The sequence below is a fragment of the Pseudomonas sp. FSO-7 genome (assembly GCF_059579345.1).
The window spans coordinates 6,426,705-6,446,182 of the sequence record NZ_CM184193.1; the positions used below are offsets into that span (position 1 = coordinate 6,426,705).

Consider the following 19,478-nt stretch of genomic DNA (forward strand, 5'->3'; position numbering starts at 1 on the left):
CACAGGAGGAACGCAGTCTGATCAAGAAACAGGCCGGCTGTCAGGCCGCCTCGCTTCGGCTTTTGATCTTGGGGCCCCGTTAACCACGATGGCCGAACGCAGGCATTGTGGAGTGGGCATCCCGGCATGGATGCCGGGATAGCCGCGCTGGACCATGGATGGTCCTTCGCGGCGGGCCCACGGAGCAATGCCTGCGTTCGGGCATGCCGAGCCTAGGCGAGGCACCGAGTGGTGGGGCAAGACCTTTTGGTTACTTTTGGGGCGTTTGCCAAAAGTGACACGCCGTAAGGGCGTAACCGCCAGCCGCCGTTACCGCAGCAATGGATATGTACCCGGTCAACAAAATCCTGGTCGGCTGTCAGGCCGCCTCGCGAGCAAGCATTGCCCCCACAGGGGATTGGGGGTTTGGCCCGGATATTTCAGCCAGCACAAAACAAAAGTGGGAGCGAGCTTGCTCGCGATGGCGGTAGGTCAGTCAGCACGGATGCCAACTGAACCACCGCTATCGCGAGCAAGCTCGCTCCCACAGATTTCGACTGCTGATCAACGATCAGCTGCCCTCACTCAATCAAACATTCGGGCAAGGCACTGGTGCCCAGTCGCCCAGGTCCGGGTTTTTGCACATGCTGTTGACCTGAGTGGTACCAGCGCTGGCAACCTGCTTGCTTTCATCCTGCTTGGCCTTGGCGGTCTGCAGGGTTTTCTCAGTGGTGACCGCTTCTTTCGGCACGGTCGGCAACACCGGCGGTTTTTTCGCCGGTTTCACAGGCTTCTTGGTCTTGCTGGTGGTCTGAGCCACAACCGGCGTGGTATCGGCGGTAGCCACGGTCACCACATCAGTACGCTGCACACCCACTTGCTGCAGGTCTTTCTCGTAAGCCTGGGTGTAGTTGTTCAGGTCTTCGGCGGCTTTGCCGTTGACCGCAACGATCAGGTCGTTCGACTCTTTCAGGCCCGCGACGATTTCCGCCAGACGCTTGCGGCCTTCAGTGTCGTTGACAGTCTTGGCCTTGCGGTCGGCAACCAGTTTGCTGAACGCATTCTGGTAGCACTGCTGCGAAGTCTTGGCGTAAGCGGTGCTGCGGTCGATGTCGGAGACACTTTTGTTGACGTCAGCGGCGTAGGACGCGATGCGCTGGTTGTCATCGGCGATCTGCTTCTGGCGCTCGGTGTAGTAACCGGCTGCACCACCGGCCAGGGCGCCGCCCGCGGCACCGATGGCGGCGTTGCGGCCACGGTCTTCCTTGTCGGCGGTCAGGGCGCCCAGCAGCGCACCACCGACGGCGCCGACAGCGGCACCGGTGACAACCGACTTGGTCATGTTGCCTTCGGTGGAGCGCAAGTGCTGCACCGGCTCGTAGCAGTTCGGGTAGTACTCGACCTTGGTGCTCGACGCGACCTTGGAGGTCGGCGACGTGGCGCAGCCGGTCAGTACGGTGCTGAAGCCGACAGCGACCATCAGCAAATGACGCTTGGAAACCGAAGCAAAAGGTTTACGGGAGAAAAGCATAGTTGTGTTCTCGTTTAAGTGTTGACCAGCTCAGCGCGGCGCTATCGCCGCCTGAGTCCCTTCCAAGCTCGCTGACAACGAACACTCAAGACCGCTGAGCGTTCGATGCGAGCAATTCCTTCAATATCGCCGCCGGGTCGGCTCGTTTTTGCTGACGATAATCCCCGACATGACGAACGAATAACGTTGCACGCGCCACCAGGCTCTTGCCCAGTACCGGTTTGCGCTCCAATTCTTCCTTGATGCGCTGGAACTGCGCCTGGATCACGGCATCGGTGTAGCGCGTACCGGTCGCCAGGTTGTCGATGTAGATCGCCACCGCGCCATCCAGCGCGCTGCGGCCGTTGTCGATGGCCGTGGCGAACAGCGTGGCACTGGCCTCATCCTTGGCGTCCAGCGCGGCTTGCCGGCTGTTCTGCAGATTGGTCAGGCGAATGTTGTAGTTGTTGACGGTCTCGGCCACCAGGGCCGAGGACTGGATCAGGTTGCCCGCCGCTTCTTCGCGCTGCTGGGCGATGAGCGAGACGTTGCGCTTGAGCTCTTCGTTGACCAGCCCCAGTTCGGCTTGCAGGCGCGGGTCGACGCTGGCGGCGATGATGCTGTCCAGGCGTTTGGTTGGGTCGTCGGCGTCATCGATGGCGTCGGTCAGCGACGCGAGCCGCCCTTCTTTCTGCCATTGGGCGAACAATTCCTTGTAGCGCGAACGCGGCGCCGACAAGGCACCTACAGCCACGCGAAAACCGGTGGTCTCGTTGCTTTGCTCGGTACCATCGGCGGCGAACAACGGGTATTCGCGGCGCATGCCGGTGAACAGCGTGCCCTCGCCTTCCAGGTAGTTGCCACCCTTGACCACAAAGCCGCCATAGGCGCCCTGGCGGCGACCGGCGTGCACCAACTGGAAGGACTCCTGGACCATCTCGGCAGCGTTGCCCACCACATCGAACAGGCCAATGGGGTTCGGCAGCTTGGTGCCGATGGGCATCAGCCGCGCCGCCTGACCGGTGCCACCGGCGACCTGATTGAACACCGCCCAATCGGCCAGCGGCCCGTCGCTTTCGCTGCCTTCCAGGCGTCGTGGAAACAGGCGTCCTTCCAGGTCCTGGCGGCTGACGGCTTGGCCGCCACGGGCGGCGAATTCCCACTCGACTTCGGTAGGCAAGCGCACGAAACCCAGCCCACCGTCTTCGGCGGAGGTGCCGCGACCGCTCACCGGCAGCAGGTCTCTGTGGTATTTCATCAGCCAGGCGCTGTACACCGCCGAGAAACGCTCGGCCTCGAACTTCGACAGTTTCACCTTGGGCAAACGCCCCGCCACGCCTTGGGGCAGATCGGCTTGCAGGGTTTCACAGGCCGGCGCTGGCTCACCGCCGGCCAACGATTGCGCCTGGGCCATGACCTGGGCGTATTGCCGGGCCGTGACCTCGTACTTGCCGATGAAGTACAGCATCGGCTTGAGCGGCGTCTTGGCGTCGGTCTTGGGCATCAACGGCGTGATGGTCTTGTTCCAGTCCTTGGGCAGGTCCTTGAGGGTGAACTGGCCGTTGATGAAGTCGCGCCGGTAACCGGAAATGAACGACTGTTGATAGCCCGCCTCGCCCTCGCTGAATGGGTAACCGAGGCTGATCTCACGGTCGTCCAGGGTGCCCTGGGCGAGGATGTAGACGTAGCGGAACACCATCTGCCCTTCACACGGCAGCGGCAGGCTGACGTCGTCGGGCAACGGCTTGGGGTTGTCCAGCTTGTCCGTACCTTCATCAGCCCATGCCAGGCTGGCCAGGCTCAGCGCCACGGCGGCGCCCAATAACTTATACATCGCGAATTCCTTCACACGCCTGGATGCGCGCCACCCGCCAGCCACCACAAGCCGCCGCGACGGCGCTGACGCCGAGCACGGCCAGCAGGGCCAAGGTGTAGTGACGCACCAACAGATGACTGGCGTATTCGCCGGGCATCTGTGCAAATAAATAATTCAGACCCGACTGCGCCAGGCCATACAGGCCGGCACTCAGCAGGGCCGCAAACGTGGCGCTGTAGAGCGCCTGCAACACCACGAACAGCAACAGCGCCGCGGTGGAAACCCCCAGCAGGCGCAACACCGACAGCTCCCGGCGCTTGCGCTCGACCGCCGCCAGGGCACCGGCAAAGATCGCCGCGAACGCGCCGGCCAAAGCCAACCCGGCGATGATCCAGAACACGATCGACAGATTGCGGCTTAGCGATTGCACTTGTGCGATGGTCTGGGCCTGAGTCGATACCAGCAGGTTCTGCCCGGCGAAATACTGCCGCAGCGGCTCGACATCGCCGAGGCTGCGGGCATACAAACGAAACGCCGGGTAGACCCGTTGCCCGCTCACACCTACCGCATCCCCCGGCCAGCCGAACGCGGGCACGGCGCGGCCGTCGCGGTAATCCTCAGCCGCCTCCAGCAACGCCAGCGGTGCAAACAGACCGTCCCGGGCGAAGGCTTCCAAGGGCAGCACGTGCTGCACCTGCACGCGGGTGCGCTGTGCCTCGCTGCGACCGGCCACCTGCCGGCCGAAACTGGCCTGCAACCAATCGCCGGCCTTGGCCCCGAGCTTTTCAGCGGCGGTCTGGCTGAGCACCACTTGATCCAAGCCTTGCGGCACGGGCAGGTGTTCGAACAAGGGATCGTTGGCGGCGGTGGGAATCATCTCGACCGTGACGGCCGAAGCATCGCTGCTCAAATCCGCCGTCGCGGCGATCTGCCGAGTGCGCGGCAAGGCAAAGGCCACGTCGCCGCGCTGACTTAATTGGTCGATGAATTCGGCACTGAAGCGACCGCCGCCCAAAGGGATGATTTCCCGGGTGGCCGGGTCGTTCTGCAAACGCTCGGTCAGGCTGCTGACCAGGCCGAACTTCAGACCGAACAGCACCAGCAACGGCGCCACCACGGCCACCAAGGCCAGCACCGAGCAGGCCGACAGCCAGGCATCGTTGCGGTAATCCTGCCAGGCCAGGGAAGCCACCAGCGCGCCGCGCATCAGCAAGCCTCCCCGAGCGTAGCGGTGACGCCGCCGTCGACATCGCGACGGCAACTGATGCGCCGCACCTGCAAACCGCTGGCGCGGGCCAGCGCTTCGTCGTGGGTGGCAACCACACAGCAGACGCCGTGCTCGCGGGCCTGGGCCACCAGCAACTGCATGACGCGCTCGGCGTTCAGCGGGTCGAGGGCGGCAGTCGGTTCATCGGCCAGCAACAGGCGCGGCCCATGGGCCAACGCCCGGGCACAACTGACCCGCTGGCGCTGGCCGACGGATAAGTCCGCCGGTTTCTTGTCCAGTTGATCGGCGATGTCCAACTGTCCAGCCAGGCGCGTCACGCTTGCGTCATCCTTCAAGCCCAGCAATTTGCGCGACAAGGCGATGTTGCCGCGCACATCCAGGAAGCCCAACAGGCCGCCGGTTTGCAGAACATAACCCAGGTAACGGCTGCGCAGCTCGGCCAAGGTGCCCTGTTGCGACGCACGCCACAATTTGGCGATGTCCAGCGGTGTGTCGGCGGGCGTGAAGTCGAACTGCCCGGCCTGATCCGGCGCCAACACCAGCGCCAGCAAGTCCAGCAAGGTGCTCTTGCCACAGCCGCTGGGGCCGACCACCGCCAGTTGTTCACCGCCGCGCAATTGCAGCCGTGGAATCACCAGGCTGTAGCGCTGGCTGCCGGCGCCCCGGCTTTTATGCACGGCGTTCAAGGTCAGCATCACGGCAGCGTCGACAACGGAACGCGGTACAAGGCATCACCCGGCTCGGCGTCGCCGAAGCGCACCCAGTTGGCGAGGTCGTTGTGGAAGGTTTCGTAGAGACGGATTTTCGAATCCAGCTCGTCGATGAAATCTTCCTGCTCGGCCACGCTCAAGGACAGCCACAAGTCCTGGGTCATGTTCAGCGACTTGCTGCGGTAGGGCAGCCCTTCGAGGTACTCGCCGAGAATCCCGCCGTCGGCCAGGTTGCCGCCCTTGCGCAGGGCCGACGGGTCGCGGCTCATGTAGGCACTGGCGCTGGCGATTTCCTGGAAGAAATCCTTGGGCGAGCTCTGGGTCTTGCGGGCCGCGTCGACGATCAGCTTCAGCGACTGCTGCAGGTCGTTGAGTTGCAGCTTGGTCAGCATCACGCAGACTTGGAACGCCGGCAGCGCCGGGTTGGTCAGGTCGCGGTCGGCGGTCCAGGCGCTGACCAGTTGCGGCGCCTGGCTGGCGGATTTGCGCCCCAGGAAATCCATATGCATCGCGTAGCCGACCGCCGCCGATTTGTCGGCCAGGCTCGGCGCGGCGCTCAGCAGTGGCACGGTTTGCGGCTTGTTGCTGCGCACCTGATGCACCAGGTCGGCGAACACCGAACCGATCTCGTCGACCCGCTCGCCGAACTTGCGCACATCGGCGCCCGGCACCGGAATGTACAGGTCGCCGATCTGCGGGTTGGCGTCGGCGGTCAGGATGCGGTACTGGCTCTGGGCGCCGGCGTGGGTTTTCTTGCCGGCGTCGCTGAGCAGGTGCAGGGCGTAGATCTTGATCTGCTTGCCCAGCGCTGCCTGGCGCACTTCGGCCTCGTTCATCTGCGTGGCGGCAAACGGGTCGTTCTTGCGCAAGGCACCGGCGTCGGTGACCAACAGGATCAAGCGCCCGCCGTAACCGGACCAGTCCATGCCTTCGACGGCTTCCATGACCCCGGCGAACGCGTCTTCGTTGAACGAATGGCTCGACACCGTCGATGCCTTGACCTGCCGCGCCAGCTCCATGAAGCGTTGCGGGTCGCGGCCCTGTTCCAGGGTGATCAAGGTCTTGGCGACGTATTCCAGGCCCGGGGTTTTCTTGATGCTGCTGCGAAAACCCACCATGCCGAAGCTGACACTGTCCAACTCGCCGCGCTCGGCGATGCGGGTTTGCAGTTGGTGGACCACGTCGCGGACCTGGTCGATGTAGGGCTGCATCGACACCGTAGTGTCCACCACCAGCACCACCGCTGTGCGGAACGCATCGGCGTTGGCGGTGGTGATCGGCGTGTTGCTCGAAGCCTTGGGGGTGTTGCCCGGGTCGATGGAGGCGACATTCAGCAACTGCACCGGCTGGCCGTTCTCATCCATGCTTTCGCGGGAATCGAAGATCGGCAACAGGTAGAACTGGCTCTGCGGCACGGCGCTGGCGGCCGGTTCCAGGGCCAGCACTTGCTGGTCGTCCTGCGGGCTCTGCTGGGCCTTGAGCAACACGTTCTTGGCGGCCGATGGGTTAGCCAGGAGCTTTTCCACTTCGCCAGGCTGACGCAGGAACATCACCGGCGCACGGCCGGAACGTTCGGTGAACTTGAGCACCAGGCTTTGCTTCCAGTCGCTGACCTGGGCGGCGGGCAACCAGCCGTCGCTGCGCCCGTCGGTGGCCGCGCCGACCCGTACCCAGGCGCTGCCATCCACGTCTTTGCGCTGATACACGTACAGCACCGAAAACGCCGGCAGTGCCTTGCCCGGTGCGGCGCCCGGCGCCTCGGCGAGTTTCGCCCCCGGCTTGCTGAGCACACGCTGGAACAGGGTTTTCTTGCCCGCCATCAGCAACGGTCGCTGGCCGCCATCGGCCTCGGTCGCCACGGGCGGTTGGGCCGCGGGGACGACAGGCGGTTTGACCGCCGGCACTTCCGGGGTCTTCGGCGGCTTCACTTCCGGTGGCTTGACCGAAGGAGTCGTGGCCACTGGCGTCTTCACGTCTTTGCCATCGTCACCGGCCAACCACCAATAACCCGCGCCACCCAACGCCAGCGCCACGGCGACCGCAACGGCGGCCAGGGCGAACACCGGCCCCTTGCGCTGCTCCGAGACCGAGGATTGAACCGTCGGTTTTACTGGCGGCGGAACGGGCTTGGGCTGCGGTTGAGGCGGCGGTGGTGAGTAAGCCGGGCCGCTGGGAATGTCGATGGACATGGGCGTCAAGCCCGCCAAGTCGTCCACCGGCGGTGGTGTGGTCGGCAGTTGAAACGACAACGGTCGGATCAGCGTCGCCTCCGACGATTCCTCTGGCAGGTTATCCAGCGCCCGCAACAACGCCGCCGCATCCGGGAAACGCTCCGCCGGGTCCTTCGCCAGCAACTTGCGCAACACGTCCTGATAACGGCCATGGTGCACCGGCAACTCCGGCAACGGTTCAGTCAGGTGCGCCAGGGCCGTGGAGAGTGCGTCGTTGCCGGTGTACGGCAGTTTGCCGACGAGGATTTCGTAGAGCACCACGCCCAGGGCGTACAGGTCGGCGCGGCCGTCGATGTCTTGGCCACGGGCCTGTTCCGGGCTCATGTAGCTGGGTGTGCCGACGGCAAAACCGGCCTGGGTGAACTGAGTGCGGTCGTCCAGGGACTTGGCGATGCCGAAGTCCGAGAGCACCGCCGTGCCATCGGCGCGGAACAGGATGTTGGCCGGCTTGACGTCACGGTGGACCAGGCCCAGCCCGTGGGCATACCCCAGGGCCGAGGCGATCTGGCGGATGTAGGTCAGGCCCTGCTCCGGCGTCAGGCCCGCGGCGATGCGCTCCTTGAGCGTGCCGTTGGGCAGGTATTCCATCGCCATGTAATACAGCTCACCGACGTTGCCGATGTCATGGATGGTGACGGTGTGCGGATGGGACAAGCGCGCCAGGGTCTTGCCTTCGCGCAGGAAACGTTCGCAGAAGGTCGGGTCGGCGGCCAGGGCGGCGGCCATGACTTTCAATGCCACCTTGCGCTCCAGCGAACGCTGGGTCGCCAGGTACACGCTGGCCATCGCGCCTTCGCCGATCGGCCCTTCGATGTCGTAGCCGGGGATGACAATGTTCAGGGTCAAACTCATGACGGCACCTTCACGACCACCACGGTGATGTTGTCCGGCGCACCGCGCATCAGGCCCAGGGACACCAGGCTGCTGGCGATTTCGCCGGGCTCGTCGTGGCTCAAGACTTCGCGGATCTCATCATCCTCGACGGTCTTGGTCAGCCCGTCGCTGCACAACAGGTAGCTGTCGCCAGGCACCAGCAGCAGTTCGGTCAGCGCCAGGTTCAGTTGCGCCTCGACGCCAATGGCCCGGGTGACGATGTTGGCCCGTGGATGGACCCGCGCCTCGGCTTCACTGAGCAGGCCGCTGTCCTGCAAGTCCTGGACGTAGCTGTGGTCCCGGGAGATGCCCTCGAGCACGCCGTCGCGCAGGCGATACAAACGGCTGTCACCGGCCCACAGGCACATGCCACGCAGGTCGCGGGCGGCCAGCACCACCACGGTGCTGCCCATCATCGTCACGCCACGGTTGGCGGTTTCTTCCCGCACGGCGGCGTTGACCCGCAGCAGATCGCTTTGCAGCGCCGCAACGTACTCATCCAGCGAACGCCCCACGGCAATGCCGCGCAGGCTGTCGACGATCAGGCTGCTGACGTAGTCGCCCGCCGCGTGCCCGCCCATGCCGTCGGCCACCACCCAGAGGCCGTTTTCCGGCAGGTCCAGGCAGGCGTCTTCGTTGACCTGACGGACCATCCCGACATGGCTCTTGCTTGCAGACTTGATTGCTTTTCCGGCACTTGGACGCATCTACACAACACCTTCTTGGCCGAGCAAAAATTGCGCAAAATCAGCCGCTGCCGGCAATCCCTGGCAGCGCATCAAACCCGGGGCAATGCGCTCCGATCCCTGGCCCCACCACAAGCTCACGCCTTCGCAGGCCGCTTCGGCCAGGGCGCTCATGCGCCGCTGCGGGTCGGTGGCATCGAAGCGATGCAGGCTGGCGAAACGGCTGCTTGGCGTGCGCGGCAAATACATCGGGCTGCCGAGGGTTTCCAGCTGTTCGTTGAACGCCTCGAAACTGGCCTCCACGCTCAACGTGCTCAGCAACAGGTTCTCCACCCGCTCGAACCACTCGTCCGCACCGCCCACCACCGACGCCGGGTCCGCGTCGGGCTCCAGCAGCACCGCGACGGTCAACGGAAAATAACGGCCGACCCGGTCGATGCTCGGCATCACTACCCCAACGGCGGCGTCCGGGCCACACACACCGGGCGCGACCATGAAGCGCCACAGCGGGCTGACCAGATAGGCGTCCAGCCAGCGCTCACCGAGGCTGGTCTGGCTGGCGAGCAACCCCGCCGCCAGCCACGAATCCCACGGGCCGATAAAACTCTGGGGCAAGCCGCGGCTGACAAAGTCACCGCGGCTGGCCAACTTGCCGTAGAAGCCCGGCGTACTCATAGCCGCTCCGGCAGGCTGAAGCCGCTGAGCACCCGGCTCTTGAACGGGTTGAAGGCGCTGTTGGCCCGCAGCTCGTAAGAGGCGCTGGCGCCATCGACCCGCAGCCGCAGGTTGAAGCGATCCGGCGAGTTGCCGGCGGTCAGGTCCGATTGCTCCAGCAGCCGGAACCAGGCCCACGGCCCATCCAGGGTGATGCCGGAGCGACCGTTGGAGGACGGCGGCATGATCGAGATCCGCACCACGCCGATGCTGCCCGGGTTCGGCCACTGCATGGCGGTCGGACGGCTCGGGCCGTGGTCGTAGCTCAGTTGCTGGCCGTCGAGGTCGAGCAGGAACTGGGTGATGGTCGAGTCCATCGCCACCGGCTTGAGTTCGAAGCGCACCATCGGCTGGGTGCCGCCGGAACGGAAGAACGCATCGCGGATGGTCGCCGCGCGCTGGAAGGTCTGCAGCACGCCGGGGGCGATGCCGAGCTTCTGCGCCGCGCCCGGCTGCCAGCGCCAGGTCGGGGTCGAGGTGTCGACGTAGGGTTGCAGGTACTTGCGGAAGTAGTTGTCCATCACCCCGCCGACGCCGAAGAACTGACCGAAGTCATCCAAGGTCGCGTCCCGCGCACTGCCCGGCGACATTGGATAACGCCCAGCCAGGGACTGGCGATAGATGTTCACCACTTCGCTGGTCCAGGCGGCGTTCAGTTGGTTGCGTACCCCACCCATCATGCTGTTGGTGGTGGAGTTGACCACCGACTTGACCAGGCCCTGCACCAGCGGCGGCTGGCGTTCGGCGTTGAGGCTGACGCGAGTGGCGGCGGCCGTGGCCTGGTTCTTGGCTTCGCCGAGCAAGGCGTCGCCGCTGGCACCGACCATGGCGCTGACCTGCACGTACAGGGCGTTCATGTCGGCCAACAGACCGTCGATGGCCGCCGGCTCGCCTTCGCTTTTGCTGACGATGCTGTTGAGCTCGGCGAAGTGCGCGGTAATCGGGTCATCGCTCGCCGCCGGCGCGTTGGGCGTTGCCTGCTCCTGGCCGAGCAAGCTGCCCAGGCGTTCCTTGAGCTTGTCCACGCCACCTTCCACCGGCGTACCTTGGGCGGCCAGCAGGCGTTCATCCTGTTGCAGGTCGGTTTCCTTCGCCACCGCCACCAGCAGTTTTTTCAACGGCGAGGTCGGGCCGGAAATCACCCGCAGCACGTCGGCGGCCTGGGCCACGCTGGTGATCGGCACGAAGTCGATGTCGGCCAGCAAGGCGTCCCATTGGCGCAGGTAGTCCTGGAAGTACAGGCGACGCACATCAGCGGCCAGGCTGGCGACGTTCTGCTGATCGGCCTGCTCAAAGCCCAGCACCCATTGCTCTTCCGCCAGGGTGCCGGTCTGGCTCAGGCTGCTGAGCAAGAAGCCCTGGCGGTAGCCCTTGACGGTGAAGAACCCGCTCAGCGGCTCGCCCAGCGGCTTGCCGCTCTTGCGGCTGAACACCAGCGCCGCGTCACGCCCGGCGGCTTCGTTGATGCGGAAGTCCGGGATGCCTTCGGGCAGTTTCTGCCGCTTGATCCGGTCATACACACGTTGGGCCACCGGCAACTGCTGCAACTGGCGGCGCAGGTCTTCGACCAGGCGCGTGTCGAGGCGCGCCAGCGGCGGACGCCGCTCGAACAGCGCCTGTAAATGCGCGGTCAGGGCTTGCCGTTGCTCGGCCGGCAAGTCCCGCGGCAGGCTGCGGTCCCAATCCAGGGCAATCCAGGCCTTGATGAAGTCGGCATCGTAATGCTCGGTGTCGGCGAGCATCAGGTAGGCCTTCAAGCCTTCGTAGAGGAAATCCGAATTGCCGCCGCTGTGCAGTTGTTCTTCGATGCGCGTCAGCAGGCGTGGGGCGAAGACTGCGATCAGCAGCTTGCGGTAGACGCTGCCGGACTCGGCTTCAAGCATGTCGCCCTGGTAGAGGCCCAGGCCTTCGGCCCAGCTCGGGGCGTCGTCGGCCAGGTGCTTCACGGCGTTGAGCAACGGCAATACAGCGAGCACGTCGCGTTGCGCCGGGCTGAGGTTCTGCACCGTCTGGCCCAATGGCGCGACCTTCTGATCGACCTGGGCGATGTAGGCCTGGTTGGCACGGTAGCTGACCCACCACAGCGTGCTGACCACCAGCACCAGCACCACCGTGGAGGCCAGTACACCCCGGGCGATCCACTTGCGCCGACGCTCGACTTTCGGGTCGACGCCCACCAGCCCGCGCTCGGCGAACGCCACGGCGGTGAAGAGTTTTTCGATGAAGTAGCTACGCCCGGTGCCGGTCTGGCGCGCCAGGTGCTGACGGTCCAGGTTCATGCTCTGGGCCATGGAACCGATCAGGCGATCGATCGGGCTGCCTTCCTGGGTGCCGCTGGTGAAATACACCCCGCGCAGCAACACGCGCTCTTCGAAGGCGTTGGGTTTGAACACGCCTTCGAGGAAGCTTTGCAGGCAATCTTTCAAGGCGCCGAACTGCTGCGGGAAGCCGTAGATCAGATCACGGCGCGCCGGATCGCGCTCTTGTTGCAAGCGCTCCACCAAACGGTCGTTGAGGCGCTGCTCAAGGCCGGTGAATTCGCTTTGCAGATGCGCCAGCGGGCTGTCGTTGCTCTTGCCATCGTCCAGGGCAAAGGTCATGCCCCAGACCTGGGCGCGCTCTTCCTTGCTCAGGGTATCGAAATACTCCATGAACCCGGGCACGAGGTCGAGCTTGGTCAGCATCAGGTAGATCGGGAAGCGCACGCCCAGTTGGGTGTACAGCTCCTGGATGCGCAAGCGAATCGCGGCGGCATGGGCGGCGCGCTCGGCGTCGCTGCCCAGCAGCAGGTCCGACAGGCTGATGGCGATGAACGCACCGTCAATCGGGCGTCGGGCCCGTTGCTTTTTCAACAGACCCAGGAAGCCCAGCCAGGCGGCCTTGTCGATGGTCGCGTCGCTGTCCTGGGTGGTGTAGCGGCCAGCGGTGTCGAGCAGGACCGCCTGGTCGGTGAACCACCAATCGCAATTGCGCGTACCGCCAACACCGCGCACAGCACCGGCGCCCAGTTGCGCGGCCAGCGGGAAATGCAGCCCGGAGTTTACCAGCGCGGTGGTCTTGCCCGAACCCGGCGGGCCGATGATCACGTACCACGGCAGCTCGTAGAGGTTACGGCGCTCGTCACCGCCCAGCTTGGCTTTCTTGAGCAGCGCCAAGGCTTCGTCCATGCGCTGGCGCAGGGTTTCGAGCTCTTCGGCGGTGGCGATGCTGGTGGGGTCGGGCGGGGTTTGCGCGGCCAGGCTGCGCATCACTTCGGCGGCCTGACGGCGCGCCTGGATGATGCGAAACACCCGGTAGGCGATCCACACCGCGAACACCAGGATGATCAAGGCCCAGCGCCGGCCTTCAGGCACCAGCCAATCGAGCAGCGGGCCCACGAACCAAATGATCAGGCTCAGGGCGATCAGCCCCAGCAATGGGATGACCCAGCGGGTCATAAAACTGAAAAACGCCTTCACTCGACCCCCTCCGCCAATACTGTGATTTCAACCCGACGATTGCGCGCACGCCCCTCTGGGGTGGCGTTGGACGCCAACGGCTCGGTGTCGCTGCGGCCCTCGGCGCTGAAGCGCTCGGGCTGGCCGGTCTTGGCCGACAGAATCTGCAGCACCGATTGGGCTCGCGCTTCGGACAACGCCCAGTTGGACGGGAACCGGAGGGTGGCGATCGGCCGATTGTCGCTGTGGCCGGTCACCAGGACCTGGCCCTTGACCTTGCGCACCGCATCGGCGATGCGCAGCATCAGCGGCTGGAAATCGTCCTTGATGCTGGCGCTGCCCGAGGCGAACAGTTCATCGCCACGGATGGTCACCACCGAGCGATCGACGGCGTCTTCCACGGCAATCCGGTTGGCGCGGATTTCATCGGCCAAGAAGCCGGCCAGGCGTGGACGCTCGATCACTTTCGGCTGCACCACAGGGCGGTCGATGGTTTGCACCGGGATTTCACCGAGGAAATGAATGTTCTTGAACACCGGCTCGGCATCGGACGCCAGTTTCATGCGCAGGCCGAACAGCAGCGCCAGCAGCAGGGCCGCGCCAATGGCCACGGCGATCCACGGCGGCATGAATTGCGCCAGCCGATCACGGGCCACGGTCACACCACGCCAGTGCGGCGACAGCTCGCGCTCGTATTCGCCCCGGGCGCTGCGGATCACCGCGCTGGTGCGCTCACGCAAGGCTTCCAGTTGGCTGCGACCGTCGTTCATTACCCGGTAGCGCCCTTCAAAACCGAGGCACATGCACAGGTACAACAGCTCCAGCAGGTACAGGCGCTCGCGAGGGCTTTGCAGGCAATGCTCCAGCAACTGGAACACCTTCTCGCCGCCCCAGGCTTCGTTGTGCACGGTGATCAACAGGCTTTGCTTGCCCCAATCACTGGTTCCGCCCCACGGCGTGCTCAGCACCGCTTCGTCCAGCGCGGTGCACAAGGCGTAGCGGGCCAGCAACACATCGTTGCGCACCACACCTGCGGCCTCGGCGCGCTCTTCGAACTGGCGCAAATAGGCCAGCAACTGCGCGCGCAAACTGGCCGGCGCCGGGTGGGCGATGGTGTTGCGCAGGCGCGTCAGCAGGGCCAGCAGCGGGCCGGCGGCGCTCTCCAACGGGTTGAGGCCCTCGGCCTTGCCGGTCAGGACCGGGGCGGCCGGCATCGACAGCGGCGCAGGTTGTGGACGACCCGGTTCCGGACGGCCAGGGTCCGGGCGAAATGGATCGGCGCCACGGCCACCGGGCGTCGGCATGAATTGGGTACGATCGTCGTTGCTCATCGCGGTTTATCCTCGGATCGCCCAGAAAGCCAGGTTCAGCCCTGGGAACTGGCCGGCGATGTGGAACGCAAAGCCGCCGGAGTTGCTCAACTGTTGCCAGTGGTCGCTGCCCCGGTCGAGTTCGTAGTAGGTGGAACCGGCGTGGTACGGCAACTGCCGTGGCGCCACCGGCAACGGCAGCAGGCCGATGCCCGGCAGTTGCAGGTTGACCAGGTCGCGGATGTGCTCCACCGAACCGACCTTGCTCTGTTGGCCGAAGCGGCCGCGCAGGGTTTCGGCCGGCACATCGGCACGCACCACCAGGATGAAACTGGCGCTGTCGAGCAGGGTCTTGTCGGCCAGCATCGCCACGTGGATGCCGTAGGCTTTCTCGACAATCGGAATCGGCGTCGCCTTGCTGTCGATCAGCATCGACAGGGCTTCGCGCAGGGCCTGCATCACCGGCGCGTAGCTGAGCGCCAGGTCATCGTGCTGGTAAGGCGGGTATTGCTGCGGTCGTCGCCCGGAAGCGGTGAACGTGGAAAACTCTCCGGCCAGGCTCACCAGTTCGCTGTAGAAGCGCTCGGGGTGCAGCGGGCTCAATTGGCTCAGGTGCTGAATCAGCGGCTGGGCGCGGTTGACCAATTGCAGCAGCATGAAGTCGGCAATCTCCGAGGCGCCACCGGCACCGGACGCCACCACCCGCCCGGCCAGGGCTTCGCCGCGTTGATGCAACAGGCCCAGCAGTTCGCTGCGGAACGCCGCCAACGGCTTGGAAGCGATGACATCCAGCAGCGGCGGGATGTAGTTGTCGTCGAGCACCAACGCACGGTCGGCGCGCTTTTCCTTGATGCGCACCACACCGACGGCGGCGTAGTCGCCAATGCCATCCTGCTCGGTCAGCAACCGCAGGGCCCGGGAGCCGAGGGCTACTGGCGCACGGTTTTCGAACGGCGCGTTGTCGTCGCGCACTTCGCACACCTGGCTCACATACCGCGCAGCACCGAGGTCTTCGCCTTCATCCACAGTGTCGCGGGCGCCGGCGCGCTTGAGCGGCAAGGCCAGGTACACCAGGCCATCGCGCAGGTTGTCATCGACGTTCAGGGGAGTGGGCGCCAGGTCATCCTGGGGAATATTGAACGGCGTACCGTCCGGCAACAGGCCCCGCGCCGAGATGATCGCCAGCTTGCCCTGGGCCAGCAGGCCCTGGTCGATCAGCAATTCGGAAAAACCCCAGGCGCCGGCCGACAATGGGCGGCTGCGTGCGTCGATAAGGTTTTCCAGGTAACGGTCGTGCTGTTGGAAGTGCTGCGTTCCAATGAACATGCCTTCCGACCAGACCACGCGATTGTTCCAGGACATGGGGGGCTCCGATTGCTTATTGGGCAGGGCTGGATGGGGGAACGACGACGGCGCTGCGCACGGCGCGCACATCGAGGCTGATCTGGTATTCGGTGTATTCGCGCGCCGGGACGTTCATCACCGTGCGCCACAGCGACTGGTCCAGCTCGCGATAGCCCACCAGTATTCCGATGTGCCGCGTGGCCGGGTCGAGGTCGCGTTGCAGGCTCAGTTGCTGGCCGGGCTGGATCAGCACCTCGTCCTGGTCGATCAGGTCGGCGCCCAGCGTGGCCTGGGCCCGTTCGGCCAGGGCGAAATAATCGGAACGGCCAAAGGTCGCGGCATTTTTCAGTTCGAAAATGCGCACCCGGACCGGGGCCGGCTGGCCGGTGGCGCCGGGGTTGAGGCCGGCAATGGCATGGAAATGCAGCTCGACGGCGGCAGTGTCGGCCTCAGCTTCTTCGGGCTGGGGGTTGGCCGCATCCTTGGCGCACGCCGTCAGCAGAAGCGCGGTGGCGACTGCGAGTAAAAACCTGGGAATCATCCTGCGTCCTCAATGACGTTTGAGCTATCCGTTGTTGGCTTATCAGTATTGTTATAGGACGGCGCCGCTCAACGGCGTCGCTGTCGTGTGCTGTGTTCTTCGTAGGCGCGACTGAACTCGCGACCGAACAGGTCCTGGAAATCCTCCTGGGCTTCCCGGGAAATGTTGCTATAGAGCTCGGTAAACTGCTGCCAGTACTGGGCCTGTCGCGAGCCGCTGAAGATACCCGACAGTCCGCCGGGCTTGGCCATGCGTTCTTCCAGTTGCGCCGGTTCGAAGCGCCCCAGCAAGTGCTTGATCGCCGCTTCCACGCCGGCCATTACCGCCAGTTGGTGGGCCCGCAAGTCATCGAAACTGTCACGCACCGCCGCGTCCGGGGCCATGAACGCCTGGTTGCCGTGGCGCAACAGCAACAGCAGGGCTTCATCGACATTGGGGGCGAATTTCAGCGGGTTGTTTTCCACCGGCTGGATCATCGTCTGTTGGATGCGGAACTCACCCTTGAGGCTGCTGCGGGCGCGCAAGACATCGATCAGGCCTTCGACCATCAACCGATAACTGCGCCCGATGCTTTCCATCTGCGCTTCGGCCTGGGCCTTGTCCAGGCGCAACTGATCCAGCCCGGCACCGCGCAGGAAGGCTTGCAGCAAGTCGGGTTGGTTGGCCTCAATCGGGGCGGCTGGAGCGACTGGCGCAACCGGAGCAACCGGAGCAACCGGAGCAACCGGAGGTGCGACCGGGGGCTCGACGCGGGTCACCGACGCTTCACGCACGGGCGGCGGCGGAGCACTGATTTCAGCAAAGATGTCGACGAGCGGAGGCTGCGCAACAGGCGTCGCGACAGGTTCAACCACCGGCGGTAGCGGCACCGGCGGCGGGGCCACGGGCAACGGAGCAACCGCCACCGACGCAGGCTTGTCGCTGAACGGGTCCCAGTCGTCCGGAATCACCGAGGCGGACGGCGGTATCACTGGCTCGACCGCGGGCGGTGGGCTCGGCCGGGCAATCGGCGTCGGCGGGCGGAAATTGTGTTGCTCAGCCGGAACATGGTCAGGCTGGGTGGCCGGCGGGACGCTGCTCGGGGCCAAGAAGTCGAACAGGTCCGGCAGGGTGTCCATGGCCGATGCGCCCTGGAAATGCGCGGGCGAGGCCACTTGTATCGGCGACGGCGTATGCGCGGCGGCGCTCTGCTGGCCCATCAAGGCCTCGAAACTGCTGGGCGACTCGGCGAACGGGTTGCTGTCGGTGACCGGCAGGTTGAAATCGACGCGGGCCTGGATTTCATAATCACCGATGCGGATCACTTCGCCGTCTTGCAGGGGTTCGCTGTTGCCCTTGCGCAGGCGAACGCCGGCCTTGACCAATTCCACACCATTGGTGCTGTTATCGGTCAAGTAATAACGCCCGTCTTTGTATTGGATAACGCAATGTTTTCCGGAAACCAGGCGCTCAGGGTCCGGTAATACCCAGTCATTATCGGAATTACGGCCAATTGCCATCACCCCCTGGTCCATGGACTTTTCAGAACACTGGCCTGGGGTAATTTTGTGATAACTAGTGATAGTCAAACACAGCGGCATCTTGCCTCCTTGCTGAATACTTCCGCGCGCGGGCGGGCGTGAGGGGTTCAGACCCTGACGACCCGCCGGCAACCTTGCCAACAACCGCAGAACGGCTTTTTGCCAGCATGATTGCTGATAATAACCGGCTTGCGTGACAAAAACCCCACGTCAGTTGCCGCTTCGACCGGTAGGTCGGGCAGGCTGTTAAGCGCATCACAACTGTTACAGAGGGGCTACACTGGTGAAATAGCTTACCTTGACAAGCGATAAGTACTACACCAAAAATGCACAACTTCTTGAATATAGATGATGGCACTTTAAGATCATTTCGGATCTAAAGGGCCATTACCGTCAAGGAACATGTGAAGTTTCATCCGAAACTTGCGTGTGAACTGCCCGACTTCTATCAAGCGGGTGATAGGGAGATCGATCCAAGTGGATGTGCCTTTGTTGCTCGCCGCCGTTTCCGCGACTTCGCCGTGCGGTGAAGACCTGGAATATGACGCGGATTTCCTGCGCCTGGAACGCGACTCCCGGGGCCAACCCGAGCGCAGCATGGGCGATTCGATCCTGCCTGCCGAACCTCCGGAATGGCGCAGCATCCAGCAACAGAGCCTGGACCTGCTGCAGCGCAGCAAAGACCTGCGCATCACCCATTTCCTGATGCAAAGCTCCCTGGCCCTCGAAGGCCTGCCGGGCATGGCCCGTGTGCTGACGCTGATCAGCGAGCTGCTCAAGCAATACTGGGCCGAACTGCATCCGCGCCTGGACGCCGATGACGACAACGACCCTACCGTGCGCATCAATGCCCTCGCCGGCCTGACGTCCGATGTCACCATCCGCCTGCTGCGCGAAAGCATCCTGACCCGTTCGCGCACCTTCGGTGCCGTCAGCCTGCGCGCCGCCGCCAACGCCAGCGGCCTGCAAAGTTTCCCGGATGAAAACCTCGGCGCCGAACAGCTCGCCGGGGCCCTGCTCGACAGCGATCCCGAGCAGTTGGAAATTACCCGCGCCGCCCTGCTCGAAGCCCGCAGTGCCGCCGAAGCCATCGAGCAGCAGGTCAGCGACCAGGTCGGTTCCGCCCAAGGCGTGGACCTCGGCCCGTTGAAGCAACCGCTGAAGATGGCCCTGCAGATTCTCGGCCAGTTCGCCCCGCAAAGTGGCGACAGCGCCCAGCCCGATTCCGTCAGCGACGACAGCGCCGCAACAACAGAATATGCCAGCGCGCCAAGCGCACCGCGCCACACCAGCAACAGCACCGTCAGCGGCGACATCAACAACCGCGACGACGTGCTGCGCAGCCTGGACCGGATTCTCGCTTACTACACCCGTCATGAGCCCTCCAGCCCGTTGCCGGTGCTGTTGAACCGGGCCAAGAATCTGGTGCATGCCGATTTCGCGGCCATTGTGCGCAACTTGATTCCCGACGGCATGAGTCAATTTGAAAACCTGCGCGGCCCAGACAGCGAATAAAAAGCGAGCGGATCACGCAGTCACGTCACCGGCACCCCCGATGACGCCAACACCGTCGCTCAAG

Annotated in this window: 13 protein-coding genes; 1 reads left to right on the forward strand and 12 read right to left on the reverse strand. The window is 64.5% G+C overall.

From position 1 onward, the window contains the following. Positions 1-568: 568 nt before the first annotated feature. The 12 genes from tagQ to tagH all read right to left on the reverse strand — a co-directional run bounded on the left by tagQ (position 569) and on the right by tagH (position 17,959). Positions 569-1,510 carry a type VI secretion system-associated lipoprotein TagQ gene (gene tagQ / locus AC515T_RS28365; RefSeq protein ID WP_496530835.1) on the reverse strand — a complete coding sequence of 314 codons (942 nt, stop codon included), beginning with the start codon at positions 1,508-1,510 and terminating at the stop codon, positions 569-571. Positions 1,511-1,595: 85 nt separating this feature from the next. Further along, positions 1,596-3,323 (reverse strand): formylglycine-generating enzyme family protein, encoded by a 1,728-nt coding sequence (locus AC515T_RS28370; protein ID WP_496530836.1) that lies wholly within the window; start codon positions 3,321-3,323, stop codon positions 1,596-1,598. Next, on the reverse strand, positions 3,316-4,512 hold the full coding sequence (locus AC515T_RS28375) for an ABC transporter permease family protein (protein WP_496530837.1): 1,197 nt from the start codon (positions 4,510-4,512) through the stop codon (positions 3,316-3,318). Before AC515T_RS28375 ends, AC515T_RS28370 begins: the two co-directional genes overlap by 8 nt. After that, complete coding sequence (locus tag AC515T_RS28380; protein ID WP_496530838.1) at positions 4,512-5,228, reverse strand: ABC transporter ATP-binding protein; 717 nt, start codon at positions 5,226-5,228, stop codon at positions 4,512-4,514. Before AC515T_RS28380 ends, AC515T_RS28375 begins: the two co-directional genes overlap by 1 nt. Next, positions 5,228-8,326 (reverse strand): protein kinase domain-containing protein, encoded by a 3,099-nt coding sequence (locus AC515T_RS28385; protein WP_496530839.1) that lies wholly within the window; start codon positions 8,324-8,326, stop codon positions 5,228-5,230. The genes AC515T_RS28380 and AC515T_RS28385 overlap by 1 nt, the downstream gene beginning before the upstream one ends. Further along, positions 8,323-9,054, reverse strand: coding sequence for a PP2C family protein-serine/threonine phosphatase (locus tag AC515T_RS28390; RefSeq protein WP_003206909.1), 732 nt, complete (start codon positions 9,052-9,054; stop codon positions 8,323-8,325). Before AC515T_RS28390 ends, AC515T_RS28385 begins: the two co-directional genes overlap by 4 nt. Beyond that, complete coding sequence (tagF, locus tag AC515T_RS28395; protein ID WP_496530840.1) at positions 9,055-9,708, reverse strand: type VI secretion system-associated protein TagF; 654 nt, start codon at positions 9,706-9,708, stop codon at positions 9,055-9,057. Next, on the reverse strand, positions 9,705-13,205 hold the full coding sequence (tssM, locus tag AC515T_RS28400; protein ID WP_496530841.1) for a type VI secretion system membrane subunit TssM: 3,501 nt from the start codon (positions 13,203-13,205) through the stop codon (positions 9,705-9,707). Before tssM ends, tagF begins: the two co-directional genes overlap by 4 nt. Beyond that, the gene (locus AC515T_RS28405) at positions 13,202-14,515 is read right to left on the reverse strand and encodes a DotU family type VI secretion system protein (RefSeq protein ID WP_496530842.1); all 1,314 of its coding nucleotides are present in this window, start codon (positions 14,513-14,515) and stop codon (positions 13,202-13,204) included. The genes tssM and AC515T_RS28405 overlap by 4 nt, the downstream gene beginning before the upstream one ends. Before the next feature lie 6 nt (positions 14,516-14,521). Further along, positions 14,522-15,856 (reverse strand): type VI secretion system baseplate subunit TssK, encoded by a 1,335-nt coding sequence (tssK, locus tag AC515T_RS28410; RefSeq protein WP_496530843.1) that lies wholly within the window; start codon positions 15,854-15,856, stop codon positions 14,522-14,524. A 16-nt stretch (positions 15,857-15,872) separates the two neighbouring features. Further along, positions 15,873-16,379 (reverse strand): type VI secretion system lipoprotein TssJ, encoded by a 507-nt coding sequence (gene tssJ / locus AC515T_RS28415; RefSeq protein WP_307572802.1) that lies wholly within the window; start codon positions 16,377-16,379, stop codon positions 15,873-15,875. 68 nt (positions 16,380-16,447) lie between these two features. Next, entirely contained in the window at positions 16,448-17,959 is a 1,512-nt protein-coding gene (tagH, locus tag AC515T_RS28420; protein ID WP_496530844.1) for a type VI secretion system-associated FHA domain protein TagH, read from the reverse strand. Between the two features lie 417 nt (positions 17,960-18,376). On the opposite strand from tagH, the gene tssA reads away from it, so the two are divergent. Next, positions 18,377-19,414: a type VI secretion system protein TssA gene (tssA, locus tag AC515T_RS28425; protein WP_496530845.1), complete on the forward strand. Its 1,038-nt coding sequence runs from the start codon at positions 18,377-18,379 to the stop codon at positions 19,412-19,414. Positions 19,415-19,478: the final 64 nt, after the last annotated feature.

Coding starts and splice junctions, on each gene's coding strand:
- tagQ (WP_496530835.1), bottom strand. CDS start 1,510: ATGCTTTTCTCCCGTAAACCTTTTGCTTCGGTTTCCAAGCGTCATTTG.
- AC515T_RS28370 (WP_496530836.1), bottom strand. CDS start 3,323: ATGTATAAGTTATTGGGCGCCGCCGTGGCGCTGAGCCTGGCCAGCCTG.
- AC515T_RS28375 (WP_496530837.1), bottom strand. CDS start 4,512: ATGCGCGGCGCGCTGGTGGCTTCCCTGGCCTGGCAGGATTACCGCAAC.
- AC515T_RS28380 (WP_496530838.1), bottom strand. CDS start 5,228: ATGCTGACCTTGAACGCCGTGCATAAAAGCCGGGGCGCCGGCAGCCAG.
- AC515T_RS28385 (WP_496530839.1), bottom strand. CDS start 8,326: ATGAGTTTGACCCTGAACATTGTCATCCCCGGCTACGACATCGAAGGG.
- AC515T_RS28390 (WP_003206909.1), bottom strand. CDS start 9,054: ATGCGTCCAAGTGCCGGAAAAGCAATCAAGTCTGCAAGCAAGAGCCAT.
- tagF (WP_496530840.1), bottom strand. CDS start 9,708: ATGAGTACGCCGGGCTTCTACGGCAAGTTGGCCAGCCGCGGTGACTTT.
- AC515T_RS28405 (WP_496530842.1), bottom strand. CDS start 14,515: ATGAGCAACGACGATCGTACCCAATTCATGCCGACGCCCGGTGGCCGT.
- tssK (WP_496530843.1), bottom strand. CDS start 15,856: ATGTCCTGGAACAATCGCGTGGTCTGGTCGGAAGGCATGTTCATTGGA.
- tssJ (WP_307572802.1), bottom strand. CDS start 16,379: ATGATTCCCAGGTTTTTACTCGCAGTCGCCACCGCGCTTCTGCTGACG.
- tagH (WP_496530844.1), bottom strand. CDS start 17,959: ATGCCGCTGTGTTTGACTATCACTAGTTATCACAAAATTACCCCAGGC.